Origin of the sequence: Planctomyces sp. SH-PL62, from assembly GCF_001610895.1 — a bacterium.
In the GTDB taxonomy this organism is placed as follows: domain Bacteria; phylum Planctomycetota; class Planctomycetia; order Isosphaerales; family Isosphaeraceae; genus Paludisphaera.
This window is the reverse complement of the sequence record NZ_CP011273.1, coordinates 5,281,813-5,307,645: the sequence shown is the minus strand read 5'-3', so window position 1 is coordinate 5,307,645 and position 25,833 is coordinate 5,281,813. Positions and strand designations below refer to the sequence as shown.

At 69.9% G+C, this 25,833-nt stretch carries 27 protein-coding genes; 17 read left to right on the top strand and 10 right to left on the bottom strand.

Features of this window, described 5'->3' with window-relative positions:
- The first annotated feature begins 101 nt into the window (after positions 1 to 101).
- The 4 genes from VT85_RS27855 to VT85_RS20545 all read left to right on the top strand — a co-directional run bounded on the left by VT85_RS27855 (position 102) and on the right by VT85_RS20545 (position 3,637).
- Entirely contained in the window at positions 102 to 755 is a 654-nt protein-coding gene (locus VT85_RS27855) for a GTPase (protein ID WP_156512981.1), read from the top strand.
- A 140-nt stretch (positions 756 to 895) separates the two neighbouring features.
- Positions 896 to 1,657, top strand: a complete 762-nt coding sequence (locus VT85_RS27850; protein WP_156512980.1) for a YcjF family protein — start codon at positions 896 to 898, stop codon at positions 1,655 to 1,657.
- 36 nt (positions 1,658 to 1,693) lie between these two features.
- On the top strand, positions 1,694 to 3,139 hold the full coding sequence (locus VT85_RS20550; RefSeq protein WP_068419584.1) for a YcjF family protein: 1,446 nt from the start codon (positions 1,694 to 1,696) through the stop codon (positions 3,137 to 3,139).
- A gap of 21 nt (positions 3,140 to 3,160) precedes the next feature.
- Positions 3,161 to 3,637: a hypothetical protein gene (locus VT85_RS20545; protein ID WP_068419582.1), complete on the top strand. Its 477-nt coding sequence runs from the start codon at positions 3,161 to 3,163 to the stop codon at positions 3,635 to 3,637.
- 46 nt (positions 3,638 to 3,683) lie between these two features.
- On the opposite strand, the gene VT85_RS20540 is transcribed toward VT85_RS20545, so the two are convergent.
- The 8 genes from VT85_RS20540 to VT85_RS20505 all read right to left on the bottom strand — a co-directional run bounded on the left by VT85_RS20540 (position 3,684) and on the right by VT85_RS20505 (position 11,751).
- A complete protein-coding gene (locus VT85_RS20540; protein ID WP_068419581.1) occupies positions 3,684 to 4,376 on the bottom strand; it encodes a hypothetical protein in 693 nt (230 codons plus the stop codon).
- Complete coding sequence (locus VT85_RS27845) at positions 4,358 to 4,555, bottom strand: hypothetical protein (RefSeq protein WP_156512979.1); 198 nt, start codon at positions 4,553 to 4,555, stop codon at positions 4,358 to 4,360. Before VT85_RS27845 ends, VT85_RS20540 begins: the two co-directional genes overlap by 19 nt.
- A 6-nt stretch (positions 4,556 to 4,561) precedes the next feature.
- Positions 4,562 to 5,071 (bottom strand): ExbD/TolR family protein, encoded by a 510-nt coding sequence (locus VT85_RS20535; protein WP_197490905.1) that lies wholly within the window; start codon positions 5,069 to 5,071, stop codon positions 4,562 to 4,564.
- 46 nt (positions 5,072 to 5,117) lie between these two features.
- Entirely contained in the window at positions 5,118 to 5,591 is a 474-nt protein-coding gene (locus tag VT85_RS20530; RefSeq protein ID WP_068419577.1) for an ExbD/TolR family protein, read from the bottom strand.
- A 54-nt stretch (positions 5,592 to 5,645) separates the two neighbouring features.
- Complete coding sequence (locus tag VT85_RS20525) at positions 5,646 to 6,548, bottom strand: MotA/TolQ/ExbB proton channel family protein (RefSeq protein WP_068419575.1); 903 nt, start codon at positions 6,546 to 6,548, stop codon at positions 5,646 to 5,648.
- Positions 6,549 to 6,979: 431 nt separating this feature from the next.
- Positions 6,980 to 7,732, bottom strand: a complete 753-nt coding sequence (locus VT85_RS20520) for a DUF1080 domain-containing protein (protein WP_068419573.1) — start codon at positions 7,730 to 7,732, stop codon at positions 6,980 to 6,982.
- Between the two features lie 145 nt (positions 7,733 to 7,877).
- Positions 7,878 to 9,209, bottom strand: a complete 1,332-nt coding sequence (locus tag VT85_RS20515; protein WP_156512978.1) for an alpha/beta fold hydrolase — start codon at positions 9,207 to 9,209, stop codon at positions 7,878 to 7,880.
- A 574-nt stretch (positions 9,210 to 9,783) separates the two neighbouring features.
- Positions 9,784 to 11,751 carry a purple acid phosphatase family protein gene (locus VT85_RS20505; protein ID WP_082858771.1) on the bottom strand — a complete coding sequence of 656 codons (1,968 nt, stop codon included), beginning with the start codon at positions 11,749 to 11,751 and terminating at the stop codon, positions 9,784 to 9,786.
- Positions 11,752 to 11,871: 120 nt separating this feature from the next.
- On the opposite strand from VT85_RS20505, the gene VT85_RS20500 reads away from it, so the two are divergent.
- The 7 genes from VT85_RS20500 to lgt all read left to right on the top strand — a co-directional run bounded on the left by VT85_RS20500 (position 11,872) and on the right by lgt (position 18,807).
- Positions 11,872 to 12,918 (top strand): hypothetical protein, encoded by a 1,047-nt coding sequence (locus VT85_RS20500; protein ID WP_068419563.1) that lies wholly within the window; start codon positions 11,872 to 11,874, stop codon positions 12,916 to 12,918.
- Positions 12,919 to 13,083: 165 nt separating this feature from the next.
- On the top strand, positions 13,084 to 13,977 hold the full coding sequence (locus VT85_RS20495; protein WP_068419561.1) for a hypothetical protein: 894 nt from the start codon (positions 13,084 to 13,086) through the stop codon (positions 13,975 to 13,977).
- A 93-nt stretch (positions 13,978 to 14,070) separates the two neighbouring features.
- Positions 14,071 to 14,859, top strand: coding sequence for a ubiquinone/menaquinone biosynthesis methyltransferase (locus VT85_RS20490; protein ID WP_255376957.1), 789 nt, complete (start codon positions 14,071 to 14,073; stop codon positions 14,857 to 14,859).
- The gene (locus VT85_RS20485; RefSeq protein WP_068419556.1) at positions 14,856 to 15,716 is read left to right on the top strand and encodes an SDR family NAD(P)-dependent oxidoreductase; all 861 of its coding nucleotides are present in this window, start codon (positions 14,856 to 14,858) and stop codon (positions 15,714 to 15,716) included. The genes VT85_RS20490 and VT85_RS20485 overlap by 4 nt, the downstream gene beginning before the upstream one ends.
- Before the next feature lie 4 nt (positions 15,717 to 15,720).
- Complete coding sequence (locus VT85_RS20480; protein WP_068419554.1) at positions 15,721 to 16,599, top strand: UbiA-like polyprenyltransferase; 879 nt, start codon at positions 15,721 to 15,723, stop codon at positions 16,597 to 16,599.
- Between the two features lie 125 nt (positions 16,600 to 16,724).
- Positions 16,725 to 17,873: an aminofutalosine synthase MqnE gene (mqnE, locus tag VT85_RS20475; RefSeq protein ID WP_068419552.1), complete on the top strand. Its 1,149-nt coding sequence runs from the start codon at positions 16,725 to 16,727 to the stop codon at positions 17,871 to 17,873.
- 94 nt (positions 17,874 to 17,967) lie between these two features.
- Positions 17,968 to 18,807 carry a prolipoprotein diacylglyceryl transferase gene (lgt, locus tag VT85_RS20470; RefSeq protein WP_068419550.1) on the top strand — a complete coding sequence of 280 codons (840 nt, stop codon included), beginning with the start codon at positions 17,968 to 17,970 and terminating at the stop codon, positions 18,805 to 18,807.
- A gap of 11 nt (positions 18,808 to 18,818) precedes the next feature.
- Here the strand turns inward: lgt and arfB are convergent, their stop codons facing one another.
- A complete protein-coding gene (gene arfB, locus VT85_RS20465; protein ID WP_068419548.1) occupies positions 18,819 to 19,244 on the bottom strand; it encodes an alternative ribosome rescue aminoacyl-tRNA hydrolase ArfB in 426 nt (141 codons plus the stop codon).
- Between the two features lie 276 nt (positions 19,245 to 19,520).
- Here arfB and VT85_RS20460 point away from each other — a divergent pair, with 276 nt between their 5' ends.
- The 6 genes from VT85_RS20460 to VT85_RS20435 all read left to right on the top strand — a co-directional run bounded on the left by VT85_RS20460 (position 19,521) and on the right by VT85_RS20435 (position 25,496).
- Positions 19,521 to 20,513 (top strand): PstS family phosphate ABC transporter substrate-binding protein, encoded by a 993-nt coding sequence (locus tag VT85_RS20460; protein ID WP_068419546.1) that lies wholly within the window; start codon positions 19,521 to 19,523, stop codon positions 20,511 to 20,513.
- 48 nt (positions 20,514 to 20,561) lie between these two features.
- A complete protein-coding gene (gene pstC / locus VT85_RS20455; protein WP_082859025.1) occupies positions 20,562 to 21,536 on the top strand; it encodes a phosphate ABC transporter permease subunit PstC in 975 nt (324 codons plus the stop codon).
- Complete coding sequence (pstA, locus tag VT85_RS20450) at positions 21,533 to 22,480, top strand: phosphate ABC transporter permease PstA (RefSeq protein WP_068419544.1); 948 nt, start codon at positions 21,533 to 21,535, stop codon at positions 22,478 to 22,480. Before pstC ends, pstA begins: the two co-directional genes overlap by 4 nt.
- Positions 22,481 to 22,527: 47 nt before the next feature.
- Positions 22,528 to 23,397, top strand: a complete 870-nt coding sequence (pstB, locus tag VT85_RS20445) for a phosphate ABC transporter ATP-binding protein PstB (RefSeq protein ID WP_082858769.1) — start codon at positions 22,528 to 22,530, stop codon at positions 23,395 to 23,397.
- A gap of 73 nt (positions 23,398 to 23,470) precedes the next feature.
- Entirely contained in the window at positions 23,471 to 24,685 is a 1,215-nt protein-coding gene (locus VT85_RS20440) for a M20 family metallopeptidase (protein ID WP_068419542.1), read from the top strand.
- Positions 24,686 to 24,788: 103 nt separating this feature from the next.
- On the top strand, positions 24,789 to 25,496 hold the full coding sequence (locus VT85_RS20435; RefSeq protein WP_068419541.1) for a winged helix-turn-helix domain-containing protein: 708 nt from the start codon (positions 24,789 to 24,791) through the stop codon (positions 25,494 to 25,496).
- On the opposite strand, the gene VT85_RS30085 is transcribed toward VT85_RS20435, so the two are convergent.
- The gene (locus tag VT85_RS30085; protein WP_068419535.1) at positions 25,435 to 25,707 is read right to left on the bottom strand and encodes a carbon storage regulator; all 273 of its coding nucleotides are present in this window, start codon (positions 25,705 to 25,707) and stop codon (positions 25,435 to 25,437) included. The two genes, VT85_RS20435 and VT85_RS30085, sit on opposite strands and share 62 nt — an antisense overlap.
- Positions 25,708 to 25,833 lie beyond the last annotated feature (126 nt).

Genomic DNA, 25,833 nt, shown 5'->3' with positions numbered 1-25,833 from the left:
ACCGTCGCCACAATCGGGTCAGGTCGAGAGGCCCTCGCCATCGTCCCCGCTCGTCCGGCTTGAACCGGGGCGTCGGCCTCTCCCCCCGAGAACCGAACGGTATGCCAAGCCCGCGAAACCGACCGCGACTGTTCGCACCAATCGCCGCAGCGCTCGTCGCCGGGGGCCTCTTCCTGGCCGTCGCGGCGAGCGGCGAACGCCTCGGGAACTGGCGTCCCGGGTTGCTGATCGGCCTCGGCCTGGCCGTCTGCCTGACGCTCGGCGTGCTCGGCCTTGCGCTGGTTCGAAGCCGCCGCGAGGCGCGGGACGATCGCGAGGAGGCGTCGCCGCTCGACCCCGTCGCGCTCGCGGAGGCCGCCCAGCAGCAGTCCGCCAGGGCCCGCGAGTACATCGCCAGGATCCGCGACGACCGCCGTCGCGAGGAGCTTCAAGGCGAACTCGTCCGCCTCGACGAGGGCCGGCTCGCCGCCTCGGGCGAACTCGATATCGTCGTCTTCGGGACCGTCTCGGCGGGCAAGACGTCGCTCATCAACGCCCTGATCGGTCGCGAGGTCGGCGAGACCGGCGCGGTCATGGGGACGACCCGCCAGGGGGAGAATCACATCTACACCCTTCAGGGCGCCGAGGGGGTGCTTCGCCTGGTCGATACGCCGGGGATCGCCGAGGCGGGGCCGGGGGCGGCGGGCGCGAGCAGGAGGCCCGGAAGCTGGCCGAACGGGCCGACCTGCTCCTCTTCGTCGTCGATCACGACCTGATCCGACGCGAGTACGTCGCCCTGATCGAGCTGGCCCGGCTGGGCAAGCGGTCGATCGTCGTCCTCAACAAGAAGGACCGATTCCCCGAGGCGGACCTGGCGGCGATCCTGGCCAAGCTCCGCGAGCGGCTGGAAGGGGTCGTGTCGGCCGAAGACGTCGTGCCGGCGGCCGCCGCCCCCCGGCCCTTGCCCGTCCGCGAGCGGCTGGCCGACGGCTCGTCGCAGATGGTCTACGAGGTCCAGGAGCCGGACGTCAAGGCCCTCCGCGAGCGGATCGCCCGGGTGCTCGCGTCCGAGGGTCCGCTGCTTCGCATCGCCAACCTGCTGCTCAAGACGAAGGCGCTGGGCCGCGAGGCCGAGTCCACGCTCGACGCGGAGCGGCGGCTGAAGTGCGAGGAGCGGATCGACCATTACCAGTGGGTCACCGCGACGACCGTCTTCGCCAACCCGATCCCCGCCCTGAATCTGGTCCAGGGGGCGGCGGTGCAGCTCGACCTGATCGCCGACCTGGCCCGCGTCTACGACCTGGACCCCAGCCCGGTCCGGCTCCGAGCGCTGGCCGCCCAGCTCGGCCAGGCGATGCTCAAGGTGGGGCTGGTGGAGGCGGCCTCGTCGGTGGTCGCCGGGGTCTTCAAGCGGACGCCGACGACCTTCGTGGCGGCGGGCGCGGTGCAGGCCGTCACGATGGCGTACCTCGCCCGCATCGCCGGCGGCGCGCTGGCGGAATACTTTCGAAACGGCGAGAGCTGGGGGCCGGCCGGGATCGAGGGCGCCGTGCTCCGGCAGTTCGAGGCCAACAGCCGGGCCGACTTCCTCCAGGACTTCGCCCGCCAGGGGCTCGACCGCTTCCTGAGCCGGGTCCGCCTCAAGCCCGCGACCGCCCCCGATGGCCACGCCCGCTGATCGGCCCGACGACGAGACGATGAAGGGTATCTTGAGATGAGCACGCCCTCAGACCCCGAGACGCCCGATCGGGACGCCGCCGAGGCGCTCGGACCGTTGCTCGACGATCTGGAGCGGGCCGCGAAGGCCCCCGCCGGCGCGCGCCCGCCCGACGCCGTCGAGCGGGCGCGGGACAGCCTCGACGCCACGCTCGACGCCCTCAAACTCACCCCCGAGGAAGAGCGGGCGATGGCCCCGGAGCTGGCGCGGCTCCGCGAGCTGGCCAAAAAACTCGACGAGACGACGGTCGAGATCGTCGCCTTCGGGATGGTCAGCCGGGGCAAGTCGTCGGTCCTCAACGCGCTGCTCGGCCGCGACCTGTTCGAGGTCGGCGCGACCCACGGGACCACGGATCGGCGATCCGCGCAGGAGTGGGTCGAGGGGGTCGACGGGCCCGCCGGGTTCGCGGACGCGCGGCTGATTCTGGTCGACACGCCGGGGATCGACGAGGTCGGCGGCGAGATCCGAGAGGCCCAGGCCCGCGACGCCGCCCGCCGCGCCGACCTGATCCTGTTCGTCGTCTCGGGCGATATGCAGCGAGCCGAGACCGACGCCCTGGTCGAGCTTCGTCGGCACAAGAAGCCGATCATCCTGGTCTTCAATCAGGTCGACCGCTATCCCGACGCCGACCGCGACGCGATCCACGCCATGATCGAGGACGAGCGGGTCAAGGGCTTCGTCCGACCCGAAGACGTCGTCCACTGCGCCGCCAGGCCCGACCCGATCGCCGTGAAGGTCCGCGGCCCGGACGGGAAGTCGCAGATCGAATGGGAGCGGCCCGCCCCCCTGATCGAGCCCCTGAAGATCCGCATCCTGGACGTGCTGGAGCAGGAGGGAAAGGCGCTGGTGGCGCTCAACACGCTGCTGGCCGCCGGGGACCTCCACGCCGAGATCCTCGAGCGCAAGGTGCGGATTCGCGAGGAGGCCGCCGGCCGCCTGATCTGGAATTACTCGCTGGCCAAGGGGGCGGCCGTCGCGCTCAACCCGATCCCGGTGGCCGACCTGGCGGGGGGCCTGGCGGTCGACGTGGCGATGATCCTGGCCCTGAGCAAGGTCTACGGCATCGCCCTGACGCGGCCGGCGGCGATCCGCCTGGTCCGCGACATGACCGTGGCCCTCGGCGCGACCGGGCTGGTGCAGGTGGCGACCCGGCTCGTCGGCAGCGGCGTCAAGGCGTCGATGGCCGGCCTCACGGTGATGTCCGGCGGGCTGGCGGCGCCTCTGACCGCGCTGGGGTACGGGGCGATCGGCCTGACCCAGGCGGTCGCCTCGGCGTCGGCCTCCTACGTCATCGGCCACGCCGCCGGGACGTACCTGAGGCAGGGGGGGGAATGGGGCCCGCACGGCGTCAAGAACGTCGTCCAGCAACTCCTGACGCAGGCCAAGGCCGACTCGATCGTCGACAGACTTCGCGACGAGCTGAAGTCGCAACTGAAGCCCTGACCCCGATTCGACCGTGAAGCCATGAGCCCGAAATCGCGAAACATCCTGATCGCCGCGGCCGGCGTGGCGACGCTGCTGGGGGCCCTGGCCTTCGAGGTCGTCGCGACCCGGCCCGTCCGCCGCGCCGTGAGGGCGTACTCGGAGCTGATCACGATCGCCAACCGGCCGGACCTTTCGGACGAGGCGCGGATCGAGGCCGCGCGTCCGTACTTCTCCTCGCGCTACCTCGCCTCCCGCCCGATCCGGCCCGCCGCCGGGGGGGGGATCGTGGGGCTCCCCCGATCCATCAGCACCAACTTCCAGGCATGGCGGGAGGGGGACGCGGTCTGGATCTGCCCCACGAACCGCGTCGGCCTCGTCCATCGGCTCGTCGAGGAGGACGGCCGCTGGCGGTTCGACGGCCTGGTCGGCCTGCTTCGAGGCCGCAACGAACTCGTGCCCGTGGACGAGACGATCGAGGATGCGACCCTCGATGCCGGACCGATCACCCGTCCGTGAATCGGGCCCGGCCTTCACCCCTCCCGGGGGGAATCGGCCGAGGCCGTCACGGTCCCCGATTCGTTCCGTCCCGGTCCTCGCCTTGCGTTTCCAGCCACGCCTGGAGGTCTTCCGGCGGGATCTGGTCGGACACGTTCCGCGAGGGGGGGCCGCCCCGTCTGGGATAGGCGAGGTGGCGGAGGAGCTGGGAAACCCAGCGGGCGAGCGAGACCAGGAACAGCAGGCCGATGATGGTCAGCGACCAGGTGAGGATCCGGTTCGACTCTTCGGCCGGGGACGCGACGGGTCGGCGGTCCCAGCCGATCTTGCCGACGAGCACCGGCGCGCCCCGGGCGACGTCCGCGGCCTGGTACTTCATCACCTTGAGGAAGTAGCCGTTGAAGACCACGCGCTCGTTGACCTCGACGCCGATCGGGAAGCCGTCGGGGGGCTCCTCGAACACGCAGTCGAAAGGATAACGGCGCGCGTCGGGGGTGACGATCCAGGCCTCGTAGAGCCAGCCGGTCTTGCTCAGCTTGGACTCGAACCGGACCACCCGGAGCGCCGCGCCCTGGATATGGACCGGCACGCCGCGATACCGCTCGGGACGCTCCCAGAGGTGGGTGAGGAAGACGTCGCGGCGGGCCTCGCTCGCCAGCTCGGCCGGGGTTCGCTCGCGGGCTTTCTCCAGCAGGTAGGCGTAGGCGGCGTTGTCGCGGAACGACATCGAGGTCCGGTCGGTCACGGTCTCGAAGACCATAGAGCGGTCGGGCTCGATCGGGGCGGGCGCGGGGCCGGCGCGGAGCGGGGGCTCGGGGGGCGGGGGGGCGTGCGTCGGGCGAAATACCAGACGGCCCCCCAGCCGGCCAGGGTCACGACGGCGAGCAGGGCCAGCCGGGGGAGTTCCGACCCTCGGAAGAACGGGCTGGGTCGATCCATGGCGGGTCAGCCTCCGTCGTCGCCCCGCAGCTCGTCGAAGCTCAGTTTCGGCTCCTTCTTCGCCTTGATGAACGCGTTAGTGAAGGCGTCGATGATCGTCATCAGCTCGGCGTAGCGGAGGTTGGGGTCGACCTTGATGAGGGTCTGGTCGAAGGGGACGTCCGGGTCCTGGAAGTGGCGGTCGAGCTCCTGCGCCAGCGCGGCCGGGTCGTTCGAGACGTCGACGTCGGAGACGTTCACCTGCACCAGTCGGCCCGCGTCGTCGGCCCGGAGGATGACGGGGAGGGTCCGCAGGCTGGCCGGCAGCTCGTTGGAGGCGGCGGGGTCGGCCGGGGCGGCCGCGGCCATCGCCGTCGCGGGCTGGGCGGGGAGGAGGTTCATCACGAACTGCCCTTCCACCGGCGCGGCGCGATAGGTCAGGACGAAGAAGGTCAGGAGCTGGAACGCCATGTCGAGCATCGGCGCGACCGGCACGTCCGGCCCGTCCATCTCGATCCCTCCGCCTCGACGTGCCACGGCGCCTCCCCCCGCTTGAAGAATTCACGGATATGGATATGTGAGATCAAGTGCGGATCATGGCTTTGAGGGCGAACTTGCGGAAGCCCTGGGCCTGGCAGGCCTTGATGATCCCCAGCACCGAGCCGAAGGTCGTCTCCTTGTCGGCCCGGAGGATGATCGTGGTGGGGAGCCCGGCGGTCGCCGGGTCGAACTTGACGCCCGACGCCTTGAGCCCCAGCTTCACCAGGTCGGCCTGATGGCGGATCGTCTGGACGGCCTGGTCGATCCCCATGGCTTCCTCGCCCTGGAGGAGGCGGCCGTCAGAATCGACGTTGAGCACCAGGCGGTCCTCGGCGATCCTCGCGTCGTCCTCGACGGGCCGGGCGGAGCCGGCGTCCGGGAGGTTGATGCGCTGGTCGTAGTTGTCGCTGGCGAAGTTGATCACGAGCATGAAGAACGTGATGAGCTGGAAGACGATGTCCAGCAGCGGAGTCAGGTTCGGCTCCGCTTTCTCCTTGGAAATGACTCCCTCGCTCATCGCGTCGGCTCCCGTGGCTCGGCTTCGGCTCGGCTCGATTCGGTTCAGTTGGGTTCAAGCCGAAGGCTTGGAGGCGGTCTTGGCGGCCGTCACCAGCGAGGTGATGGTGCGGTCGGCCACGCGGTTGGCCTCGATGCTCATGGCCGCCACGCGGTTGCGGAAGAAGGCGAAGAAGAAGATCGCCGGGACCGACAGGGAGACCCCTTCCAGGGTGATGAAGAGGGCCGTCGAGATGCCGGCGGCCACCTTGTCGGGCCGGGGCTGGGCGCCGGCGGCGGTGGCGATCTCACGGAAGCTCTCGATCATGCCCCAGACCGTGCCGACCAGCCCGATCATGGGGCCGAGGGTGCCGATCGTGGCCAGGTAGCTGATCTTCATCTCCAGCTCGGTGACGATCTCGGCGGAGGTGACGGCCATCGCCTCCTTGGCCTCGGCGCGGCCGTTGGGGAGGTTGGCGATCCCGGTGCGGACCAGCCGGGCCAGGAACGAGTCGTTGTCGCGGCAGAGGTCGTACGCCTCCTGGAACTTCTTGTCGCGGATCGCCGCCTCCAGCTTCTCCACGAGCGGCGGCGGCACGGCCTCGGTCACGCGATACTCGATGAACAGGCGGATCACCAGGGCCGTGAAGTAGACCGACAGGAAGACGAGGAAGACGCCGATCGGGCCCGACGCCCGGATGGCCCACTGGAGCATGTTCTCGGGCGCGGGGGGCGCCGTCGCTTCCTCGCCGGGGGTGGGGGCGGCCCCTTCGGCCTGCGCGGGTTCTTCGGCTGTCGCCGCGGGGGCGGCGGCGGGATCGGCCGGCGCTTCCGCAGCCGCGGGGGCGGCTTCCGGGGCCGGTTCCTGGGCCGAGAGCCTCGACGCCCCCCCCGTCGCCAGCCAGATCAACAAGGCCGTCGCCGTCGAGAACGCCAGCCAAGCTCCGCCCGCGAGACGGGCTTCCTGTCTCAGACGCATGAAACGCTCCCCCGCCTGGCTCGCCCAGGGCCGCCGGAATTTCCGATGTGATCTCGACCGAACGATCCGCCCCGCGGATTCACTATCCGACGCCCGCCCGACGCTGTCAATCCGCACGAATTCGGCCCCGTCGCCCGGGCCGCCGGATTGGGTTCGATCGGCTTCGGCCGTCGTCCCGCGAACGCGTCGAAAATCGGCTTAAAGTTCGACTTGCAAGAAGTTTGCGAGCCCGACGCTGTTGGCTTCGATTGGGTTCGATCGGCCGGAATCGACTGCCTCCGACACCCTCGATTCCAACCTGCGGCGGCCACCAGGGCGCACCAAATCCGCGCCGCGGTCGCGCTTAACTATACGACGTTTCGCGCGGCTTGCGACGCGGCGGTCGCCGGAAATCGTCTCCCCGGGCCGCTGGGAGTCCGATCCTTCCGGACTTACTTCAATTCCTTGATCGCGATGTTCTTGAACTGGACGAGGCTGGGGGGGCCGGTCCATTCGCCGGCGGCGTTCTTGCCGCCGTGGTGCTGGAGGGCGAGTCGGCCCTTCGCGGGGAGGTCGGGGATGGTGGCGGCTTCGATGACGACGACGCCGTTGAGCGCGGTCGTCACGGTCTGGCCCTTCACGGTGATCTCGAAGTGATTCCACTCGCCGACGGGCTTGTCGGCCTGGTGCCTGGGGGTGACGGCGGCGCGGAGTTCGGGGGAGGTGGACGGGTCCGTCCGCAGGCCGTACATCTCGCCCGAGCCGATCGGCCAGCACCAGATGTTGGCCTGGTAGCGACCGCTGCCCCGGAGGAAGACGCCGGAATCGGCGTCCGGGAGGGCCAACTTCAATTCCTTGCCGTGGACGTCCTTCGCGTGGGTGCCGTCCGGGAGGATGTAAGGGATTCCCTTGTTGATGTAAGGAGCTTCCTTGAGACGCCAGTCGACCTTCAGGACGAAGTCGCCGAACTCGCGTTCGGTCCAGAGTTCCTTGTCGTCCTTGGCCTGGCTCTGGGCGTCGTAATCGATGACGCCGTCGACGATCTTCCAGTGGCCGCCGTCTCCCTCGGGGAGCGTCCAGCCGGTGAAGTCCTTGCCGTTGAAGATCGGCGTGAAGCCGTCGGCGTCGGCGGGCGCCTCGGCCCGGACGGACGAGGCCGCCAGCAATCCCAGCGCGGCGAACAGGGCGAGGTGGAGCTTCGGCATGGGGCGTCTCCTGGTTGCGCGAGCCTCGATCCGGGCGACCGCCCGGCGAAGGGGGCCGGGCGTCCCCATCGTCCCGCTTCGCCGAGGGCGTCGCAAGCCTCCGGCGGGGGCGTGCGGGACGGTGGGGTCGGGCGTCCTCGGTACGTCAGCGCAGGCCCCAGTACGGGGGCGGCCCGGCGACCGATTCGAGGGTGAACACGCGTTGATTCGGCGGCCAGCCGAGGTTGATGAGCATCTGGAGGTCGATCAAGAGCTGCTTCACGTCGGCCCAGTAGCCGTGCCCGAGGAACGAGGTGTTCGCCTTGCGGGCGTCGATGTTGTCCAGCCCGTCGACGGGGACCACGCCTCGGCCCGCTCGGGGCTCGCCGGGGTGGCGCGCCTGCGAGGCCAGGAGCGCGTTGTCGTCGGGGCAGAAGTAGAGCGAGGTCCGATCGGAACGGCGATGCGCCGCGGGGAGCCGCTGGGTGAACTCCGCGACCGAGACGTCGGGGGCGGCCAGGATGAGCTGGCCGAACGGCCGTTCTCCGGCGGGGAGTTCGGAGTCGAGCGCGTCGAGCGCCCGCAGCGTGACGCGGTTGCCCAGGCTGTGGGCGATGACGTGGACCTTGCCCCGCAGCGCCTCGGGGCGGGCCGCCTGCTCGTCGATCGCTTCCTTCAGGACGGCCGCCAGGTCGTCCACGCTCCGCTCGGCGTTCTGCTCGTCCTGGTCGTAGTCCCACACCGACCCGTGCGACGGCCAGCTGAAGGCCACGGGGACGCCCGCGAAGCGGATGTCGTGGACGATCTGCGCCAGGCGCATCACGGCGAAGTCGAAGGGCGTATTGAAGCCGTGGACGTAGATCAGCACGTCCCGCCGCGAATTTCCGCCGCGAAGCATCGCGCGGAATTCCTGGTCGTCCAGGATGTTCGTGGCGTCGATCAGGAAGAACCGCGTGGGATCGTTCCAATTGAACCACCGGGGCAGTTCCAGCGATCCCTGGACGTGGTTCTCGATGGGGATGTTCACCAGGCAGGAGCCGCGACGGATGGTCGCGTCGAGGTCGTCGCCGAACCGCTCGGAGGGGGTGCCCGTCGCGGCCCGAACCGTTCGATTCGTGGCGAAGAGGATGGAACGCTTGGGCAGGACCAGGAACGGCGAAGCCGGCGCCTGGGGGGCCGGGGCCGCCGCGAAAATCTCGGGCGACATCGGCGCCTGGGGCGCGGGGGCGGTTTTGCTCGGCGCCTGGGGAGAGGGGAGGGGCTCGCCCGGGGCGATGGGGGCGGCGGCGGGAGTGAGGGGAGGAAGCGCGCCGAGCGGGGTCTGGGTGGCGAGCGCGATCGGCGGCGCTTCGAGTCGAAGCCCCGGCGGCAAGACTCCAACGGACGACTCCGAGAACTCCTGATCCTCGCCGACCCGGCCCGTCAGGAGATACCACATCTGGGCGACCCCGGGGCCGACGTCGAGGGCCGCGTGTGGGACGACGATCGACACCTCCACGACGCCGTCGCCCCCGGCGAGAACCGCCGACGAGGCGAATCGGAACTGGCCTTCTGGGTCGCGAAACTCATCGCCCCGGCCGTCCAGGTACCTCGGCGCTTCCGGGGGGCGTCGGGGGCCTGGGGATCGGCGATGGCGGGGTACGTGATCGCCCGAACCTCCAGGTCGACCCGGTCCGTGCCCGGATAAAGGAGCACCGTCGCGACCAGGCGGTCGCCGGGCGGTTCTTGCGAGCCGTTCGGCGTCAGCGTGAGGTTGAGGAGGGCGGCCCTCGGTGGCGCGGGGAGCGCGAGTTGACCAAATGCCGGTGTGCCGAGCAGCCCGACCGCCCAGACGAGGATCGTACCAGGACCGAAGTGGCGCCTTTTCATACTGCCTCCGCGAGTCGTTGACGACTCGACATTCCGAACCCGCTTTCCCAGGAGCCGCGAAGCGTGGTTTCGGGGCTCTGCGGGCTCTGTGCAGTATGGATTGGATACTTTTGGCGGCCTCATGTCCAATGGGAAACGCCTGATTTGGACGAGAATCGTCCGATTCGCGCCGGGGCCTGGCAATCCCCGGCACGGTCGGGAGGTCAGCGAGGGCTGGGGGGGTCGTTGGTCCCGGCGACTTGCTGGACGTCGGCGTCGCGGGGCTGCTTCGCCAGGGCGCGACGGGGGTCGGGGAGGGGCTTTTCGATGACGAACGTATCGGCGACCTCGCCGGCGATCGTCCACGCGCGGTAGGTGAGGCGGCGCGTGACCTCGTCGATCTCGATGGTCTGGTAGGTGGAGGTCCTGGTGCGGCCGAACTCGATGTACTCGCGTTGCGGCTGGTCGACGACGAACTTGTCGCCGGAGACGGCCACGACGTAGGTGGTCCCCTCCTCGGATGTCGAGACCCGCTGATGATTTCGCATCGGCGGGGTGCGGAGGTAGGCGTGGTCGTGGCCCTGGAGGACCATGTCGACGTGGTGGCGGTCGAAGACGGGTACCCAGGCGTCGCGGATGACGGGGTTGTCGCGGGTGGGGTGCGAGGGATAGATCGGGTGGTGGAAGATCACGAACTTCCAGTCCTCCCGACAGCCGGCGAGGGCCTGGTCGAGCCAATCGGCCTGGCGACGGGCCTCGGTCTCGCTCATGACGGCCGAGGTGCTGTCGAGCACCGCGAAGAACGCGCCGCCGTACCGGAAGGTGTAGGCCAGGCCGGGGGTCAGGTCGGGGGGGCCGTCCTGGGGGAGCCGGAACACGGAGTTGTAGAGCCAGGGGCCGCGGTCCAGATACTCATGGTTTCCGGCCGCGGGCATCAGCGGCACGCGATCGAAGATCGCCGCGGCGCGGAGGAAGAAGTGGTCCCAGTTGGTCCGTTCGTTGCCGCGATCGACGAGGTCGCCGGCCAGGAGGATGAAGTCCATGCCGGGGTGGCGTCGGTAGGCGGCCGTGAGCAGCTTCCCCCACGACTCGAAGCCGGTCTGGGCGTCTCCCAGATAAAGGAACTCCATCCGACGGGGCCGGGCGGGGCCGGTCTTGACGGTCCGCCAGGGGCCCCAGTTCTTCGGCGAGCCGTCGCCCACGGAATAGTAGTAGACCGTGTCCGGCTCCAGGCCGTCGATCACGACGGCGTGCCGCTGCACGACGGGGTCGTTGAGCAGGCCGTCGGCCCGCAAGGGGCGGGCCTGGCCCTGGATGGTCCGCGTGCCGACGAGGTCGGGGGGGGAGGTCGGGTCGTCCTCGGGCGTCTGATATTTCGCCGGGGCGATGCGGACGACGCTCGACGTGACTTCCGGGGAGGTCCGCCAGCCGACGACCAGTTGCCGGGTCGGATCCTCGCCGAAGCTGATGACGGTCTGGTCGGGCACGTTCGTCGAGACGGAGTGGGTCTTCCAGACCCGTCCGCCGGCCAGCAAGGCCGCGTGGCGCCGGTCGTGCGCGGGCTGGAGGAGGACCGAGCCCTCGAGTTCGGCGGGCAGCTCCCGGATCGGCCGGAGCCCGTCGTTGGTCGCGCTGACGCCTTCGCTCGCGAGGACCGCCTTCCAGGGCGAATCCGCGTCGTGGACCAGGGCGATCGAGGAGGCGTCGAGGGGATCGCGGCCGGGGGCGGCCTGGACGAAGGCGACATAATGGGACTGGGGCGAGCGGTCCAGGCCGTTGACGCCAAGGCCGACCCAGCCGGCGGGGAACGTCTTGCGCCGGACGTCCCAGGGGCGACCGTCGACGTGGATCGTCAGGCCTGAGCGTCGGAAACCCTGATCGTCGAGCCAGAAGGGGGCCGATTCCGAGGGGGAGGCGACGGCGACCATCACCGGGGCCTCGGCGCGGAACCGGACCGCGTTGCGCCCCAGCGCGTCCCGTTCGGCGGGGTCGAGCCAGGGGAGGAGCATGGCCTGGCGGGTCGCGGCGGCGGTCAACTCGCGTTCCGACTTGATCTGGCTGAGCCGTACGCCGGCGGCGTCCAGCGAGGCCCGGACGCCCGGGAGGCTCTCGACGGGCGCGGAGTCCCGGCAGCCGGCCGAAGCCAGCGCCAGCAGAACGAGCCACACTCGGCATCGCTTCCATTCGTGCATGTTCCGCCGTCCCTCCTGGATCTGGCGCTAGGTCTTGGAGAATGATAGATACCGCATCGGGCCGACTCTTCAAATGGCGATTTGTCGCCGCCGACGCTCCTTCCCCGATTGAGACGAAGTATGCTCCCGGCCGAATCCCCCCCGTTCGCCCCGCTTCCGCTCATCTGGGCCGCCGGGGAGTCGGTCGACCTGAGAATCTGGGCGGTCGTGCTGGGCGTGGGGCTGACGCTCCTGATCGCCGAGCTGGTCCGGATGGGCCTCCGGGCGCGTCGGGAATCGCGAGACGCCTCGGCGCGGCCCGCCTCGACGGGGCCGATCGTCAACCCCACCCTCGGGGTCGTCCCGCTCCGCCTGGAGCCGAACGAGCCGAACTCGGGGAATCCTCGCTATTTCCGCTATCTGGGGCCGTTTCGCGACGAGGATCGGGCACCGGAACGGCCGGCGATGCCCTGGCGTCGGGTCGCGTGTCCGCCCCTGCGGGGGCGGGTCGTCCTGGTCTCGCTGTTCGTCGGCGCGGACGGCCGGGGATGGAGCGAGGAGGAGATCGCCCGCCACCTCGGGGCCCTCGAACGCGCGGCGAAGTGGATGGAGGAGCAGGCCGGCGATTATGGGGCGGCGGTCGGAGTGGGAGTGTCGGACGTTTATTTCCAGGTCGACGGCGAATCGACGCCCGAGACCGACGTGGTGATCGCCCAGAGCGGGGGCGAGGTCGGGCTGTTCGAGGCCGACATGACGGTTCGCGCCCTGACCTTGATGAGCCGGGCGGCGGCGGCGCAAGGGTTCCGCGACGCCGTCGATTTCGTCCAGGAGGTCGCCGCGAGGCTCCCCGACGCGACCGTCGCCTGGCTGTTGCACCTCCGGCTGGCGGGGCGATCTTACGCCGTGCCCCTGGACCGGACGGAACTCGACGGCGTGAGCCTGGCCTTCTGCCACGCTCGCCAGGCCAATTTCACCGAGCCCCTGATCCGTCCCCCCGTCCCCCGCGCGGCGGTGATCGCGCATGAGATCCTGCACCTGTTCGGCGCCCAGGACAAGTACGGCTGGCCCCTGAGCCACTTTCCCCCCCGGTCCGTGACCCGTCGCGACGTCATGCGCCTGGACTCGGAGCGGCTCTCGGAGCTTCGCGTCGACCCCCTGACCGCCGCCGAGCTGGGGTGGACGGCCTGAGCGGCTTCCGCGGCTTCTTCCGCAGTTCCGCGATCGAGAGGTCTACGGGTCTGGATTTCGCCGCTGGATTGCCGGGAGGATCGGGGCTAAGATTTCGGTCGGGGTCCTTTCCTCCCCGCTCGTCCTTCCCCGCGGGGTTCGACTTCCCAGCCGAGGAGTCGGGGCATGTCCCATCCCGCCAGCGACCACCCGCTCTACGACCCCGAATTCGACTTCGGAGACGACCTGTCCGACGAGGAAGCCGCCTATCGCGTCGAGCTCGTCGGGAGCCGGGTGGATGCGGCGACGGTCGAGCTGCTGGATTTCCCATCGGCGATCGCGGCTCGCGAAACGGGCCGCTCGCCGGCGGAGTCTCCGGTCGCGGGCCGATCGTCCGGCTGGGGCGCGATGGTCCTCTGGATCGGCCTGGCGATGAGCCTCGGCGGCGTCGTCCTGGGGGGCGGGCGGCTCAAGGACCTGATCCGGGAGGGCCCCAGGACGAATTACGGCGTGATCCTCGGCCAGGGATCGGTAAGGGGCGATCTCGGCCTGATCCGGGGGGACCGGGGGTGGGTCGGGTATCGGATGGGGTCGGAAGGCTGGAACGGAGGAACGTCGGGGGGGACGATCTTCCTCTCGTCCCCGGGCGCGAAATTCGTCGACGTCGTCGGCTTCGGCGAGGTCCACGGCCGGATCGAGGAGATGGAGACGCGCGGCCTGGGCGTCGCCTTGCGGGGCGAGAGCGCCTGGACCGCCACCTCCTTGCTGGTCGCGGCGGGGCTCGTGCAGTCGACCTTGTGGGCGATCGCCCTGGGGCTCGCCGTGATGCGTCGCCGCGCGGCCTGGGCGTGCCTGGTCCTCATGGCCTGCGGGGATCTGGTCGAGGCCGCGATCTGGCTACAACTCGAGACCTGGCACGCGACCGCGGTGGGTTCGCTGGCCTTTCCCATCCTCATGCTCCTCGTCCTCACCCGCCCCGAGGTGAGAGCCTATTTCGACCCGGCCTTCGACCCGTCGCCGCCCGAGACGGTCAAGCTGGCGAAGCCGGGCCGGTCCCAGGCCTGGGCCGATCTCGCGTGAGTCGGACCCCGCGTCGACTTGCCGAGCCGGGCCGTCGCCGCAACAATGGGACCGGACCAACCGACTCGCCACTACCCGATCGGACGATTCGCCGTGCCCACCCCCGAAACCGCGACGGCTCCCCCCGCTCCCGCTCCCGCCCCCTCGCCTTCGTCTTCGTCCGAGGACAAGTCGAACCAGCGCGTGCGGCGCATGTTCGCGTCGATCGCGAAGCGGTACGACCTGCTGAATCACCTGCTGAGCTTGAACATCGACCGTTCCTGGCGACGGTTCACCACCCGGACCGTCCCGCCGACGCCGGGCGTGCCGGTCCTCGACTGCTGCACCGGGACGGCCGACCTCGCCTTGCAGTACGACAAGGCGGGCCAAGGCCGGTCGCCGATCGTCGGGGCTGATTTCTGCCGCGAGATGCTGCTGGTGGGCGAACGGAAGGTGAAGAAAGCCGGGGCCGAGGGCCGCGTTACGCTCGTCGAGGGGGACGCCCAGCACTTGCCCGTCCCCAGCGACACCTTCGGCGTGGTCAGCGTGGCGTTCGGCCTCCGCAACGTCCGCGACACCGTCGCCGGGCTGGACGAGCTGATCCGCGCGGCGAAGCCGGGGGGCAAGGTGGCCGTCCTGGAATTCTCCCGACCTCGGGGACGCATCCTGGGGCCGCTGTACATGACGTTCTTCCGCAAGGTCCTCCCCCGGATCGGCCAGGCGGTCGCCCCGAATCAGGACTCCGCGTACCACTACCTGCCGAAGACGGTCCTGGAATTCCCCGACGGCCAGGACCTGCTGGATCTCATGGGCTCGCGGGGGCTGGTCCACCTGGAGATGCACCCGCTGACGTTCGGGATCGCCACGCTTTACGTCGGCGTCAAGCCGATCGCCCGCTCATGACGACCGCCGGTCGAGTCGTCCTGATCACCGGCGCGTCCGCCGGCCTGGGCGCGACGATCGCCCGCGAGGTCGTGCGCCGCGGCCGGGCGCGTGCGCTCGTGCTGGTCGCGCGGCGGGCCGACCGCCTGGACGCGCTCGCCGCCGAGCTGCGGCGAGATTCCCCGGCCCTCGAAGTCCTGACGATCCCGGCCGACCTCTCCGAGCCCGACGCCTGCGCCCGAGTGGCGGTCGAGGCGGTCGAGCGACTGGGGGGCGTGGACGTCCTGGTGAACAACGCCGGGCTCGGCCTGCCCACCCTGTTCGCCGACGCGCCCGCCGAGGACATCGCGAGACAGATCGCCGTCAACTTCCAGGCCCCGATCCTCCTGACCCGGCATCTGGTCGCGTCGCTGACTTCGAGGCGGGGGACGGTGATCAACGTCGGGTCGGCGATCACCTGCGTGGCGAACTCGGCCCTGGGGGTCTACGGCGCGACCAAGGCCGGGCTCGCGTACTGGAACGACGCGATCCGGCGGGAGCTGGCGCGAGACGGCGTGACCGTCTGCCTGGTCGAGCCGGGTCCGATCCGGACCGAGTTCTCCGAGGCGTTCGGGAAACTGGCCCGCGAGGGGGCCTCGGCGCATCCGGTGGTGGAGACGCCCTCGCCCTGGATGACGGCCGACGTGGAGGATGTGGCCCGTCGCGTCGTCGATCTGCTGGATCGGCCTCGACGGCGGCTTTCGGTGCTTCGGCGGATGGTCTGGCCGTTCCGGATCCTGGGGGCGGCGGCCTGGGCGTTTCCGGCGCTCGGGGATTGGTTCGTGACGCGGGTTTTCGGCGTCGATCAGGCTTCGGGACGTGCAAGGGAGGCTCGCTGAGCCGATGTCGATCGCATTGCGGCGCGTCCGCGACTATCTGGAGTTGGTGCGGTTCAGCCACACGCTGTTCGCCCTGCCGTTCGCCCTGATGGGCGCCGTGCTGGCGGCCTGGGGGCCGGACGGCCTGTCGGGGAGGCCCCGCGACTGGCTGGGCGTCCTCCTTTGCATGGCGACGGCCCGGTCGGCGGCGATGGCCTTCAACCGGCTCGTCGACCGCGACCTCGACGCCCGAAACCCGCGCACCGCCGGGCGGCACATCCCGCGGGGAGCGCTCTCGCCGGCGGCCGTCGCCCTGTTCACCCTCTTCTGCGCCGGGGCGTTCGTGGCCTCGACCCTGATCTTCCTGCCGAACCCCTGGCCGCTGCGGCTGGCGGTCCCGGTGCTGCTCTGGCTGCTGGCCTACTCCTACACGAAACGGTTCACCAGCCTGGCGCATTTCTGGCTGGGGGCCTCGCTGAGCCTCTCGCCGATCGCCGCCTGGATCGCCCTGCGCGGCGACATCGCCTGGCCCCCGGTCTGGCTCGGCCTGGCCGTCTTCTGGTGGGTCTCGGGCTTCGACCTGATCTACGCCTGCCAGGACGCCGATTACGACCGCAAGGCCGGGCTGAACAGCGTCCCGGCGCGGCTGGGGATCGGCGGGGCGCTCCGGCTGGCGGCCGTCTGCCACGCATTGATGATCGTCGGCCTCGTCGGGCTGGGCGTCTCTTATCCGCTGGGCGCGATCTACTGGGCCGGTGTCGCCGCCGCCGTGGTCCTCCTGGTCTACGAGCACTCGCTGGTGCGGCCGGACGACCTCGACCGCGTGAACCTGGCGTTCTTCCACGTGAACGTGATCATCAGCGTCGGCCTGCTGCTGGCGACGCTCCTGGACCTGGCCGTCTGACGCGGAGACTTCGGCTCCGTCGGACGCGACCTCCCGGCAGACGTTGCCGTATCGTTCAATCAGGACTAAAATTCGAGAAGCCGCCCGGATCGCGGGCCGAACCGATATCGAGGATGGGAGCAGACATGGCCGAAGACGTCGCTCGTCTGAAGGTGATTCGCGAGAAGGTGGAGGCCGGTGAGCGGCTCAGCTTCGAAGACGGCCTGGCGCTTGAGGCGTCGCACGACATCCTCGAGATCGGCGCGCTGGCGAATCTCGTCCGCGAGCGGAAGAACGGCAATCTCGGGTTCTACAACGTCAACACGCACATCAACCCGACCAACGTCTGCGTCTACACCTGCGACTTCTGCGCCTTCCGGGCCGACCTCGACGAGCCCAAGGCGTACGTGATGTACCGCGACCAAGTGACCGAGCGCGCCCGCCAGGCGAGCGAGCGGGGCGCGACCGAGATCCACATCGTCGGCGGCCTGCACCACAAGCTGAAGCTCGACTACTACTGCGACGTCATCCGCTGGATCCGGGAGGTCGCCCCCGAGATCCACGTGAAGGCGTACACCGCCGTGGAGATCGAGTTCTTCGCCAAGATCACCCGGATCTCCACCGAGGAGGTCCTCAAGCGCCTGATCGACGCCGGGCTGGGGAGCCTCCCCGGCGGCGGGGCCGAGATCTTCCATCCCGAGGTCCGCGAGAAGATCTGCGGGGCCAAGGCGACCACCGAGCAGTGGCTCGACGTCCACCGCAATGCGCACCGGCTGGGGCTGCACTCCAACGCCACCATGCTCTACGGCCATATCGACGGCCCGGTCCACCGGATCGACCACATGGTCCGGCTCCGCGAGCTGCAGGACGAGACCGGCGGCTTCCAGACCTTCATCCCCCTGGCGTTCCACCCCGACAACTCCGAGATGTCCGAGATCCCCAAGCCCTCGGGGATGATGGACCTCAAGACGATGGCCATCAGCCGCCTGATGCTGGACAACTTCCCGCACATCAAGGCGTACTGGATCATGCTGGGGCTCAAGACGGCGCAGGTCGCGCTGTCGTTCGGGGCCGACGACCTGGACGGCACCGTGGTCCACGAGAAGATCTACCACGAGGCGGGCGCCGAGACTCCCCAGGAGTCGACCGTCGACGAGATCCGCCGCCTGATCACCGAAGCCGGTCGCGTTCCCATCGAGCGCGACACGCTCTATCGGGAGATCCGCCGCGAGGGGGGCCGCTGGACCGCCGGGGCGAAGATCAAGACCCCCTCCCTGGCCATCCTGAACTCCTGATTGGCCTTGCCCGGCTTCCCGACGGCTGGCATCCTCCCGGCGATCGCCGGCGCGCACGAGGCGCGTCGGCGTTTCTCGCCGAAAGGAAGCGGCCATGCAACCGATCCTGTTCGAACTGCTCGGATTCAAGGTCCACGCCTACGGCCTCATGATGGCCCTCGCCTGCGCCTCGGCGCTGGCGATCGCCGTCTGGCGGGCGCGACGCGACGGGATCGACCCGGACGCCGTGTATGAGCTGGCGACCTGGCTGTTCCTCGGCGGCGTGGTCGGGGCGAGGGCGCTTTACGTCGCGGTCTGGCCCGAGTCGATCCGCTCGCCGCTGGACCTGTTCCGGGTCTGGGAGGGAGGGGGCGTCTTCTACGGCTGCATCCTCGGCGGTTTCGGCGGGACGATGCTCTATTACCGTCGTCGGCCGTTCCCGTTCCTGAAGATGGCCGACGCCGTGGCCCCCGCCCTGGCGATCGGGGCCTTTTTCGGCCGGATCGGCTGCCATCTCAACGGTTGCTGCCACGGGGCGGCCACACAGGCCGCGTGGGGCGTCCGGTTCCCCTACGGCTCGCACGCCTGGGCCGAGCACGTCGACCGCGGGCTGATCCCGCCCGACGCCGCATGGTCGCTGCCGGTGCATCCCACCCAGCTCCTCGCGGCCGCGGCCGGACTCGCGCTGCTGGCGGCGTTGACGGCCTACCTGCCGTTCCGGCGTCGTCCCGGCCAGGTGATGGCGCTCCTGATGATCGCCTACCCGATCAGCCGGTGGCCCGTCGAGGTCCTCCGCGGCGACGACGCGGGCCTGGTCGCGGGCCTCACCATCTCCCAGCTCATCAGCCTGGGACTCTGCGCGGGCGGCGTGATCCTCTGGGTTCGGCTGCGACGCGATGCGGGCGAGGCGTCGCCGGCCGCACCCTCGCTGGAAGCCCGCGTGGCCGCGACCTGACCGAAACAGGATCACTCCTCGGATGGACCCAAGTCTTTACGTCGCGCCTTGGTCTCGCTGTGCTTCCGCTTGGAGGCGAGTCGGCGCTTCTGGGAGCCGAGGGTCGGCCTGGAGGGTCGGCGCGGCTTGGGGCGTTCGCAGGCCCTGGCGATCAGCTCGACCAGGCGTTCGACGGCGTCGCGGCGGTTGGTCTCCTGCGTCCGCCCGGATTGGGCGAGGATCGTCAGGAAGCCGTCGCCGCCGATGCGACGGCCGGCCATCGTGAGCAGGCGGGCGCGGACGTCCTCCGGCAGCGACGGCGAGGCTGTCGCGTTGAACCGGAGGCGGACGGCCGTGGAGACCTTGTTGACGTTCTGCCCCCCGGGGCCGGACGATCGGATGAACTCGAATTCGAGTTCGTCGTCGTCCAGGGACACCCGGCCGTTGACTTCGATCATCGTCCCGTCCAGCCTGCTCGAGAGGAAACGCGCGATCGCCGCTTCTTCTAAGTGTACTCCGAGGTCCTGGAAATTGCTCCGGGACTTCGCGTCGTCGCTGGGGGATACTGGATATCCTCATGGCGGCTTCACACAATCTTCATGACCCGGGATTATACTGGGAAAGCCTCCGGTGCGTTCTCGGACGTCCCTGGTGAGGCGATCTTGAAAGGATCGGGCCGACCGCCGAGGGGCGGAGCGGCCTCGACCCCCTCCCCGATACGAGGATGCGGACCCATGCGGTCTTGGCGTGAACGAGCCTGGCTCCCGGCCTTGTCGGCGGCCCTGGCGGTCGCCGGCGGTTGCGGCGGCGGCGACGCGGGCCCGACGGCGACGATCATCATCGACGGGTCCAGCACCGTCTTCCGGATCAGCAAGGCGGCGCAGGAGGCGTTCGCGGACGTCGATCCCGGCGTGACGGTGGTCGTGGACAACCACGGGACCGGCGGCGGCTTCAGCCGCTACCTCCAGGGTGAGGTCGACATCGTCGACGCCTCGCGCGACGCCAAGCCCGATGAGGAATCCAAGGCCCGGAGCCAGGGGATCGAGTGGACCCGCCTTCTCGTCGGCTACGACGGGATCACCCTGGCGGTCAACGCGAAGAACGACTTCGCCAGGGCGCTCACCGTCGAGCAGCTCAAGAAGCTGTGGGAGCCCGACTCGAAGGTCCAGACCTGGAAGGACCTCGACCCGACCTGGCCCGACCGCAAGATCGTCCTCTACTCGCCCGACAACGACTCCGGCACCTTCGAGTTCTTCACCGAGGCCGTCGTCGGTAAGGCGGGGTTGCAGCGCGAGGGGGTCCAGCAGAACTCCGACGACAACATCCTCATCAGCGGCGTCGCCGGCGACCCGGACGGGATCGGCTACTTCGGCTACGCCTACTACGCGGCCAACCGGAATCGGCTCAACGCGCTGGCCGTGCAGGCCGGCCCCGACGCCCCGGCCGTGGTCCCGAGCCCAGAGAGCATCGCCGACAAGTCGTACCGGCCGCTCTCGCGACCGCTCTACCTGTTCGTGAAGAATTCGGCGGCGAGGCGGCCCGAGGTCGGCCGATTCCTGAAGTTCTACCTGGACGAGATCTCGACGCTCGCCCCGGCGGGGGGGTACGATCCCCCGACCCCCGAGGACGATCGGGCCAACCACGAGGCGCTCGCCCGCCTGAACCCCGCGGTGGGGACGGGCGGAGACGCGGCCTCGCCCGCGGCCGAGACGCCCGAGGCCCCCTGAGCGACCGAGCCCCCCAAGACGACAGCCCCGGGCCCTGACACGATCATGATGCAAGCCGCGTCGCCGACCCCGCCGAATACCATCGCGCCGGAACTGGAAGACGATTCGTGGGGCGGGCAGTCGCGGATCTCGGCCATCGCCGAGGTCCTCGCGCCCGTCCTGCTGGGCGTCTGCGGGCTGGTCACGGTGCTGACGACCCTCGGCATCCTGCTGGTGCTGGTCGTGCAGAGCGTCGAATTCTTCCTCGCGGCGCGAGTTGGGGTGGTGGATTTTCTCTTCGGCGCCACGCTCAAGCCCGAGGCCTCGCCCCCGAAGTACGGCATCCTGCCGCTGATCTGGGGGACGTTCATGATCGCCTTCGGCTCGACGGCCATCGCGCTTCCGATCGGGCTCATGAGCGCGATCTACCTGAGCGAGTACGCCCCCCGGACGGTTCGCGCGGTCCTCAAGCCGACGCTGGAACTCCTCGCGGGCGTGCCGACGATCGTCTACGGTTACCTGGCCTTGCTCCTCATCACGCCGGTCCTCAAGGCGGTGCTGGAGCCGATGGGCCTGCGGGTGGAGCAGTTCAACGCGCTTTCGGCGTGCATCGTGGTGGGGGTGATGATCGTCCCCCTGGTCTCGTCGCTGAGCGAGGACGTCCTCTCGGCCGTGCCTCGGGGCCTGCGCGAGGCGGCCTACGGGCTGGGGGCGACGAAGTTCGAGGTCTCGACGCGGATCGTCCTGCCGGCGGGGCTCTCGGGGGTGGTCGCCTCGTTCATCCTGGCGATCAGCCGGGCGGTGGGCGAGACGATGGCCGTGGTGCTGGCGGCCGGGATGATGCCCCAGATCACGCTCAATCCGCTGACGTCGGTCGAGACGATGACCACCTACATCGTCCAGGTGATCGGCGGCGAGGCCTCGTACGGCACGCCCAAGTACCTGTCGCTCTTCGCGGTGGGCCTGACGCTGTTCGGGATCACGCTGACGCTCAACATCCTTTCCAGCCTGGTGCTCAGGCGCTATCGCGAGGTCTACCAATGAGCGACGCGGCGGCCGACGCGTTCCGACCGCATCGCCGGCTGCGACGGTGGCTGGGGCCGATCTTCGGCGCGGCCTGCCTGCTGGCGACCCTGACCGGCGTGGTCGTCCTGACGATCCTGATGCTGGCGATCCTGGCGGCGGCGCTCTCGGGCCCGCCCCACGCCCCCTGGTACGACCTGGGCGCCAACCTCCGGGAGTTGGGTTCGCTGCTGAAGCGGCTGGCCCTCAATCGACAGTCGAGCAACCCGGCGACGGCCGGCTACCACGTCGGGCTGATCGGCAGCCTCTGGCTGCTGGGGCTGGTCGCCGCCATCGGCATCCCGGTGGGCATCGGCGCGGGGGTGTTCCTGGAGGAGTATCTGCCGGCGGGGCGTGTGCGGCGGATCATCCAGACCAACATCGCCAACCTGGCGGGCGTCCCCTCGATCGTCTACGGGATCCTCGGGCTGGCCCTGTTCGTCCGGGCGTTCGGGGTCAACGGGCTGGCGTTGGGGCCGTCGCTCCTGGCGGGCGTCCTGACGCTGGGGCTGCTGATCCTGCCGACGATCGTGATCACGACCCAGGAGGCGCTCCGCACCGTGCCGCCGTCGCTCCGCCAGGCGGCGCTGGCCCTGGGGGCGACGCGGTGGCAGGTGGTCAGCGGCCACGTCCTGCCGGCCGCCCTGCCGGGGATCATGACCGGCACGATCCTGGGGCTCTCGCGGGCCGTGGGCGAGACGGCCCCGCTCCTGATGGTGGGCGCCGCCGGATCGCTGCTGCGGGCGCCCCGGGGGCCGCTCGACCGCTACACGGCCCTCCCGGTGGAGATCTACAACTACGCCAAGGAGCCGAATCGGGAGTTCCAGGCGGTCGCCGCGGGCGGTATCCTGATCCTGGTGGTGTTGCTGCTGTCCATGAACGCGGTCGCCATCCTGATCCGCAATCGCTTCCGGCGCGCCCGCTGAGCCGAACCCCGCGCCCTCTTTCTCCAACCAACCCCGGCGACCCGACCATGAACGCCCACGAGACCCGCGTGAAGCAGGCCCCGCCCGTTCCCGACGCCGAGGCGGCGGGCGACGCCTCCCCCGCGCCGCGGCCCGAAGACCCCACGGTCCTGCAGACCCGCGGGCTGTACGTCTGGTACGGCCGCTCGCTGGCCCTGAACCACATTGACATCGAGATCCCCCGCCACAAGATCACCGCCATGATCGGCCCCTCGGGCTGCGGCAAGAGCACGCTCCTGCGCTGCTTCAACCGCATGAACGACCTGATCCCCGACGCCCGGATGGAGGGCGAGGTCCGGTTCGACGGCGTGCCGATCGACGGGCCCAAGGTCGACGCGGTGGCGCTGCGGCGGCGGATCGGCATGGTCTTCCAGAAGCCCAACCCGTTCCCCAAGAGCATCTACAACAACATCGCCTGGGGCGCGCGGATCAACGGCTACCGGGGCGACATGGACGAGCTGGTCGAGCGCTCGCTCCGCCGCGCCGCGCTGTGGGACGAGGTCAAGAACAAGATCCACCGCTCGGGCCTGGAGCTCTCCGGCGGCCAGCAGCAGCGTCTCTGCATCGCGCGGACGCTGGCGGTCGAGCCCGAGGTGATCCTCATGGACGAGCCCTGCTCGGCGCTCGACCCGATCTCGACGGCCCGGGTCGAGGACCTGATGGACGACCTCAAGGACGATTACACGATCGTGATCGTCACCCACAACATGCAGCAGGCCCGCCGCGTCAGCGACATGACCGCCTGCCTCATGCCCGACGAGGCCGCCACCGACGGCCACCGGACCGGCATCCTCGTGGAGTTCAGCCCGACCGACCTCCTGTTCACCAACCCCAAGGACAAGCGGACCGAGGCGTACATCACCGGCCGCATCGGTTGATCGTCCCGCGCGACGTCACGTCGCGAGCATCCGAATTCCGCCCCGCCCGCCCCCTTCGAGGCGATTTCCCATCATGCCCGATTGGCGAGACTCGCTGGACCGCTGGCTCGACTCGAACGCCGAGCGGATGCGATCGGTCCGGCGGCACCTCCACTCCCACCCCGAGCCCAGCCGCGAGGAATACCAGACGGCCCGATTCCTCGCAGAGCGGCTGGATGAGGCCGGGGTCCCGTACTCGTTCGTCCCGTCTCGTCGGGGGATCCTGGCCGGGACGCTCGATTCCTCCCGCCCCCTCGCTGCCTTCCGCGCCGATATCGACGCCCTGCCGATCACCGACGCCAAGGACGCCCCCTATCGGTCGCACCGCGAGGGGGTGATGCACGCCTGCGGCCACGACGCGCACGCCGCGATGGCGCTGGGGGCGGCCGAGGCGCTCTGGGCCTGCCGCGACACGCTGCCGAAGCCGGACTGCTGGCGCGTCGTCTTCCAGCCGGCCGAGGAGGTCGGCGAGGGGGCCCGCGAGATGGTCGCCGCCGGGGCCATGGAGGGGGTCCGCGCGGTCACGGCGCTGCACGTCGACCCCGAGCGGCCGGTCGGCCGGGTCGGCTGCCGTCGGCGGGAGATGACCGCCTTCTGCCAGGAGCTGCGGGTCGTCGTCCGGGGCGTCGGCGGCCACGCGGCGAGGCCGCACCAGGCCAGCGACCCGCTGCTCGCCGCCGCCCAGTTCATCACGACGGTCTACCAGGCGATCCCGCGGAGCGTCGACGCCCGCGACCCGACCGTCGTGACCTTCGGCAGCCTCCAGGCGGGCTCGGGAGGGAACGTCATCCCCGAGGAGGCCGTCATCCGAGGGACGATCCGCACGCTCACCAGGCAATCCTCGCAGCGCGTCGCCGAGCGGCTCAAGCAGATCGCCGACGGCCTCGGCGCGGCGACCGAGACGATCTTCTCGCTGGCCCTCAGCCAGAGCACCGACGGCGTGTTCAACGACCCCGCCGTGACGGCCGTCTGCACCGGGGCGGCGGCCGAGATCCTCGGCGCCGGGAACGTCGAGGAGATTCGCCTTCCCAGCATGGGGGGGGAGGATTTTTCGGGGTATCTGGAAACGACCCCCGGCTGCCTGCTCCGCCTGGGCGTGGCCAGCCCGGGAGTGACCGCCCCCCACCTCCACTCGCCGCTCTTCGACATCGACGAGCGGGCCCTGACGCTGGGAGCGAAGATCTTGGCCCGATCGGCCGTCCTCATGGCCGAGGCCTTCGCCGGGGCTCGCGACGAGGAGGATTCATGATTTCTTCACGTCGGGTTCATCACGGCGACAACGCCGCCGGTACACTTGTCTGTGGAGATGAACGACTTCGGGCCGCGAAGCCCGCGAACCGGACGCGACGACCATGCCCAAGCCGAAAATCCTGATCGTCGAGGACGAGCGCTCGCTCGTCGAGATCCTCTGCTGCAATCTCGAACGCGAGGGCTATGAGACGATCATCGCCGGCGACGGCGTCGAGGCGCTCCGGCAAGCCAACCTGAAGTCGCCCGACCTGATCGTGCTCGACCTGATGCTCCCGCTCAAGGGGGGCCTGGACGTCTGCCGCGAGCTGAAGTCGAGCCCCCGCACGAAGGACGTGCCGGTCGTCATGGTCACCGCCCGCGCCGAGGAGTCCGACCAGCTGGTGGGATTCGCGACCGGCGCCGACGATTACGTGACGAAGCCCTACAGCATGAAAGTGCTGATCCAGCGGATCAAGAAGGAGTTGCGCCGGGCCCAGACCCGGGAGGAGGTCCCCGCGGGCTCCCAACTCGCCAGCCAGGGGGTGCGGATCGACCGCCACGGTCACCGGGCGTTCTCCGGCGATCAGGAACTGGTCCTGACCCCGACCGAGTTCCGGCTCCTGGAGGTCTTGCTCCGCCAGATCGGCCGCGCGTTCACCCGCTACGAGCTGATGGACGCGGCGATCGGCGAGGACGCCGTGGTCCTGGAGCGGACGATCGACGTCCACATCAAGAGCCTGCGGAAGAAACTCGGCACGGCCGGCGACCTCATTGAAACCGTTCGCGGCGTGGGGTATCGCTTCCACGAGCCGCGACTTGTGGACGCCTGACCGCGGCGTCGACGACCGCTTCGTCGCTGCGGGCTCGCCGGACCGGCGTCTCCGCCAGGCGCTCCGGGACGAGCTCGGCCCGGACGACCGCCACCTCGCGCGGGGCCTCGATCCCCAGTCGCACCTGGCCCCCCTCCAGCCGAACGACCGTCACGCAGACGTCGTTGCCGATATAGAGCCTCTCCATGAGCTTCCGCGTCAAGACCAGCATGGTGTCGTCCCTCCGATGGTCCCTGATGCTCGTCCCCAGCTCTTGATGCTCCCGCCGAGGAAGCGACCGACTCCGGTCATCAGGGTGTCTGCTGGAAATCTAGGTCACGACCCCCTAGGATTGTGA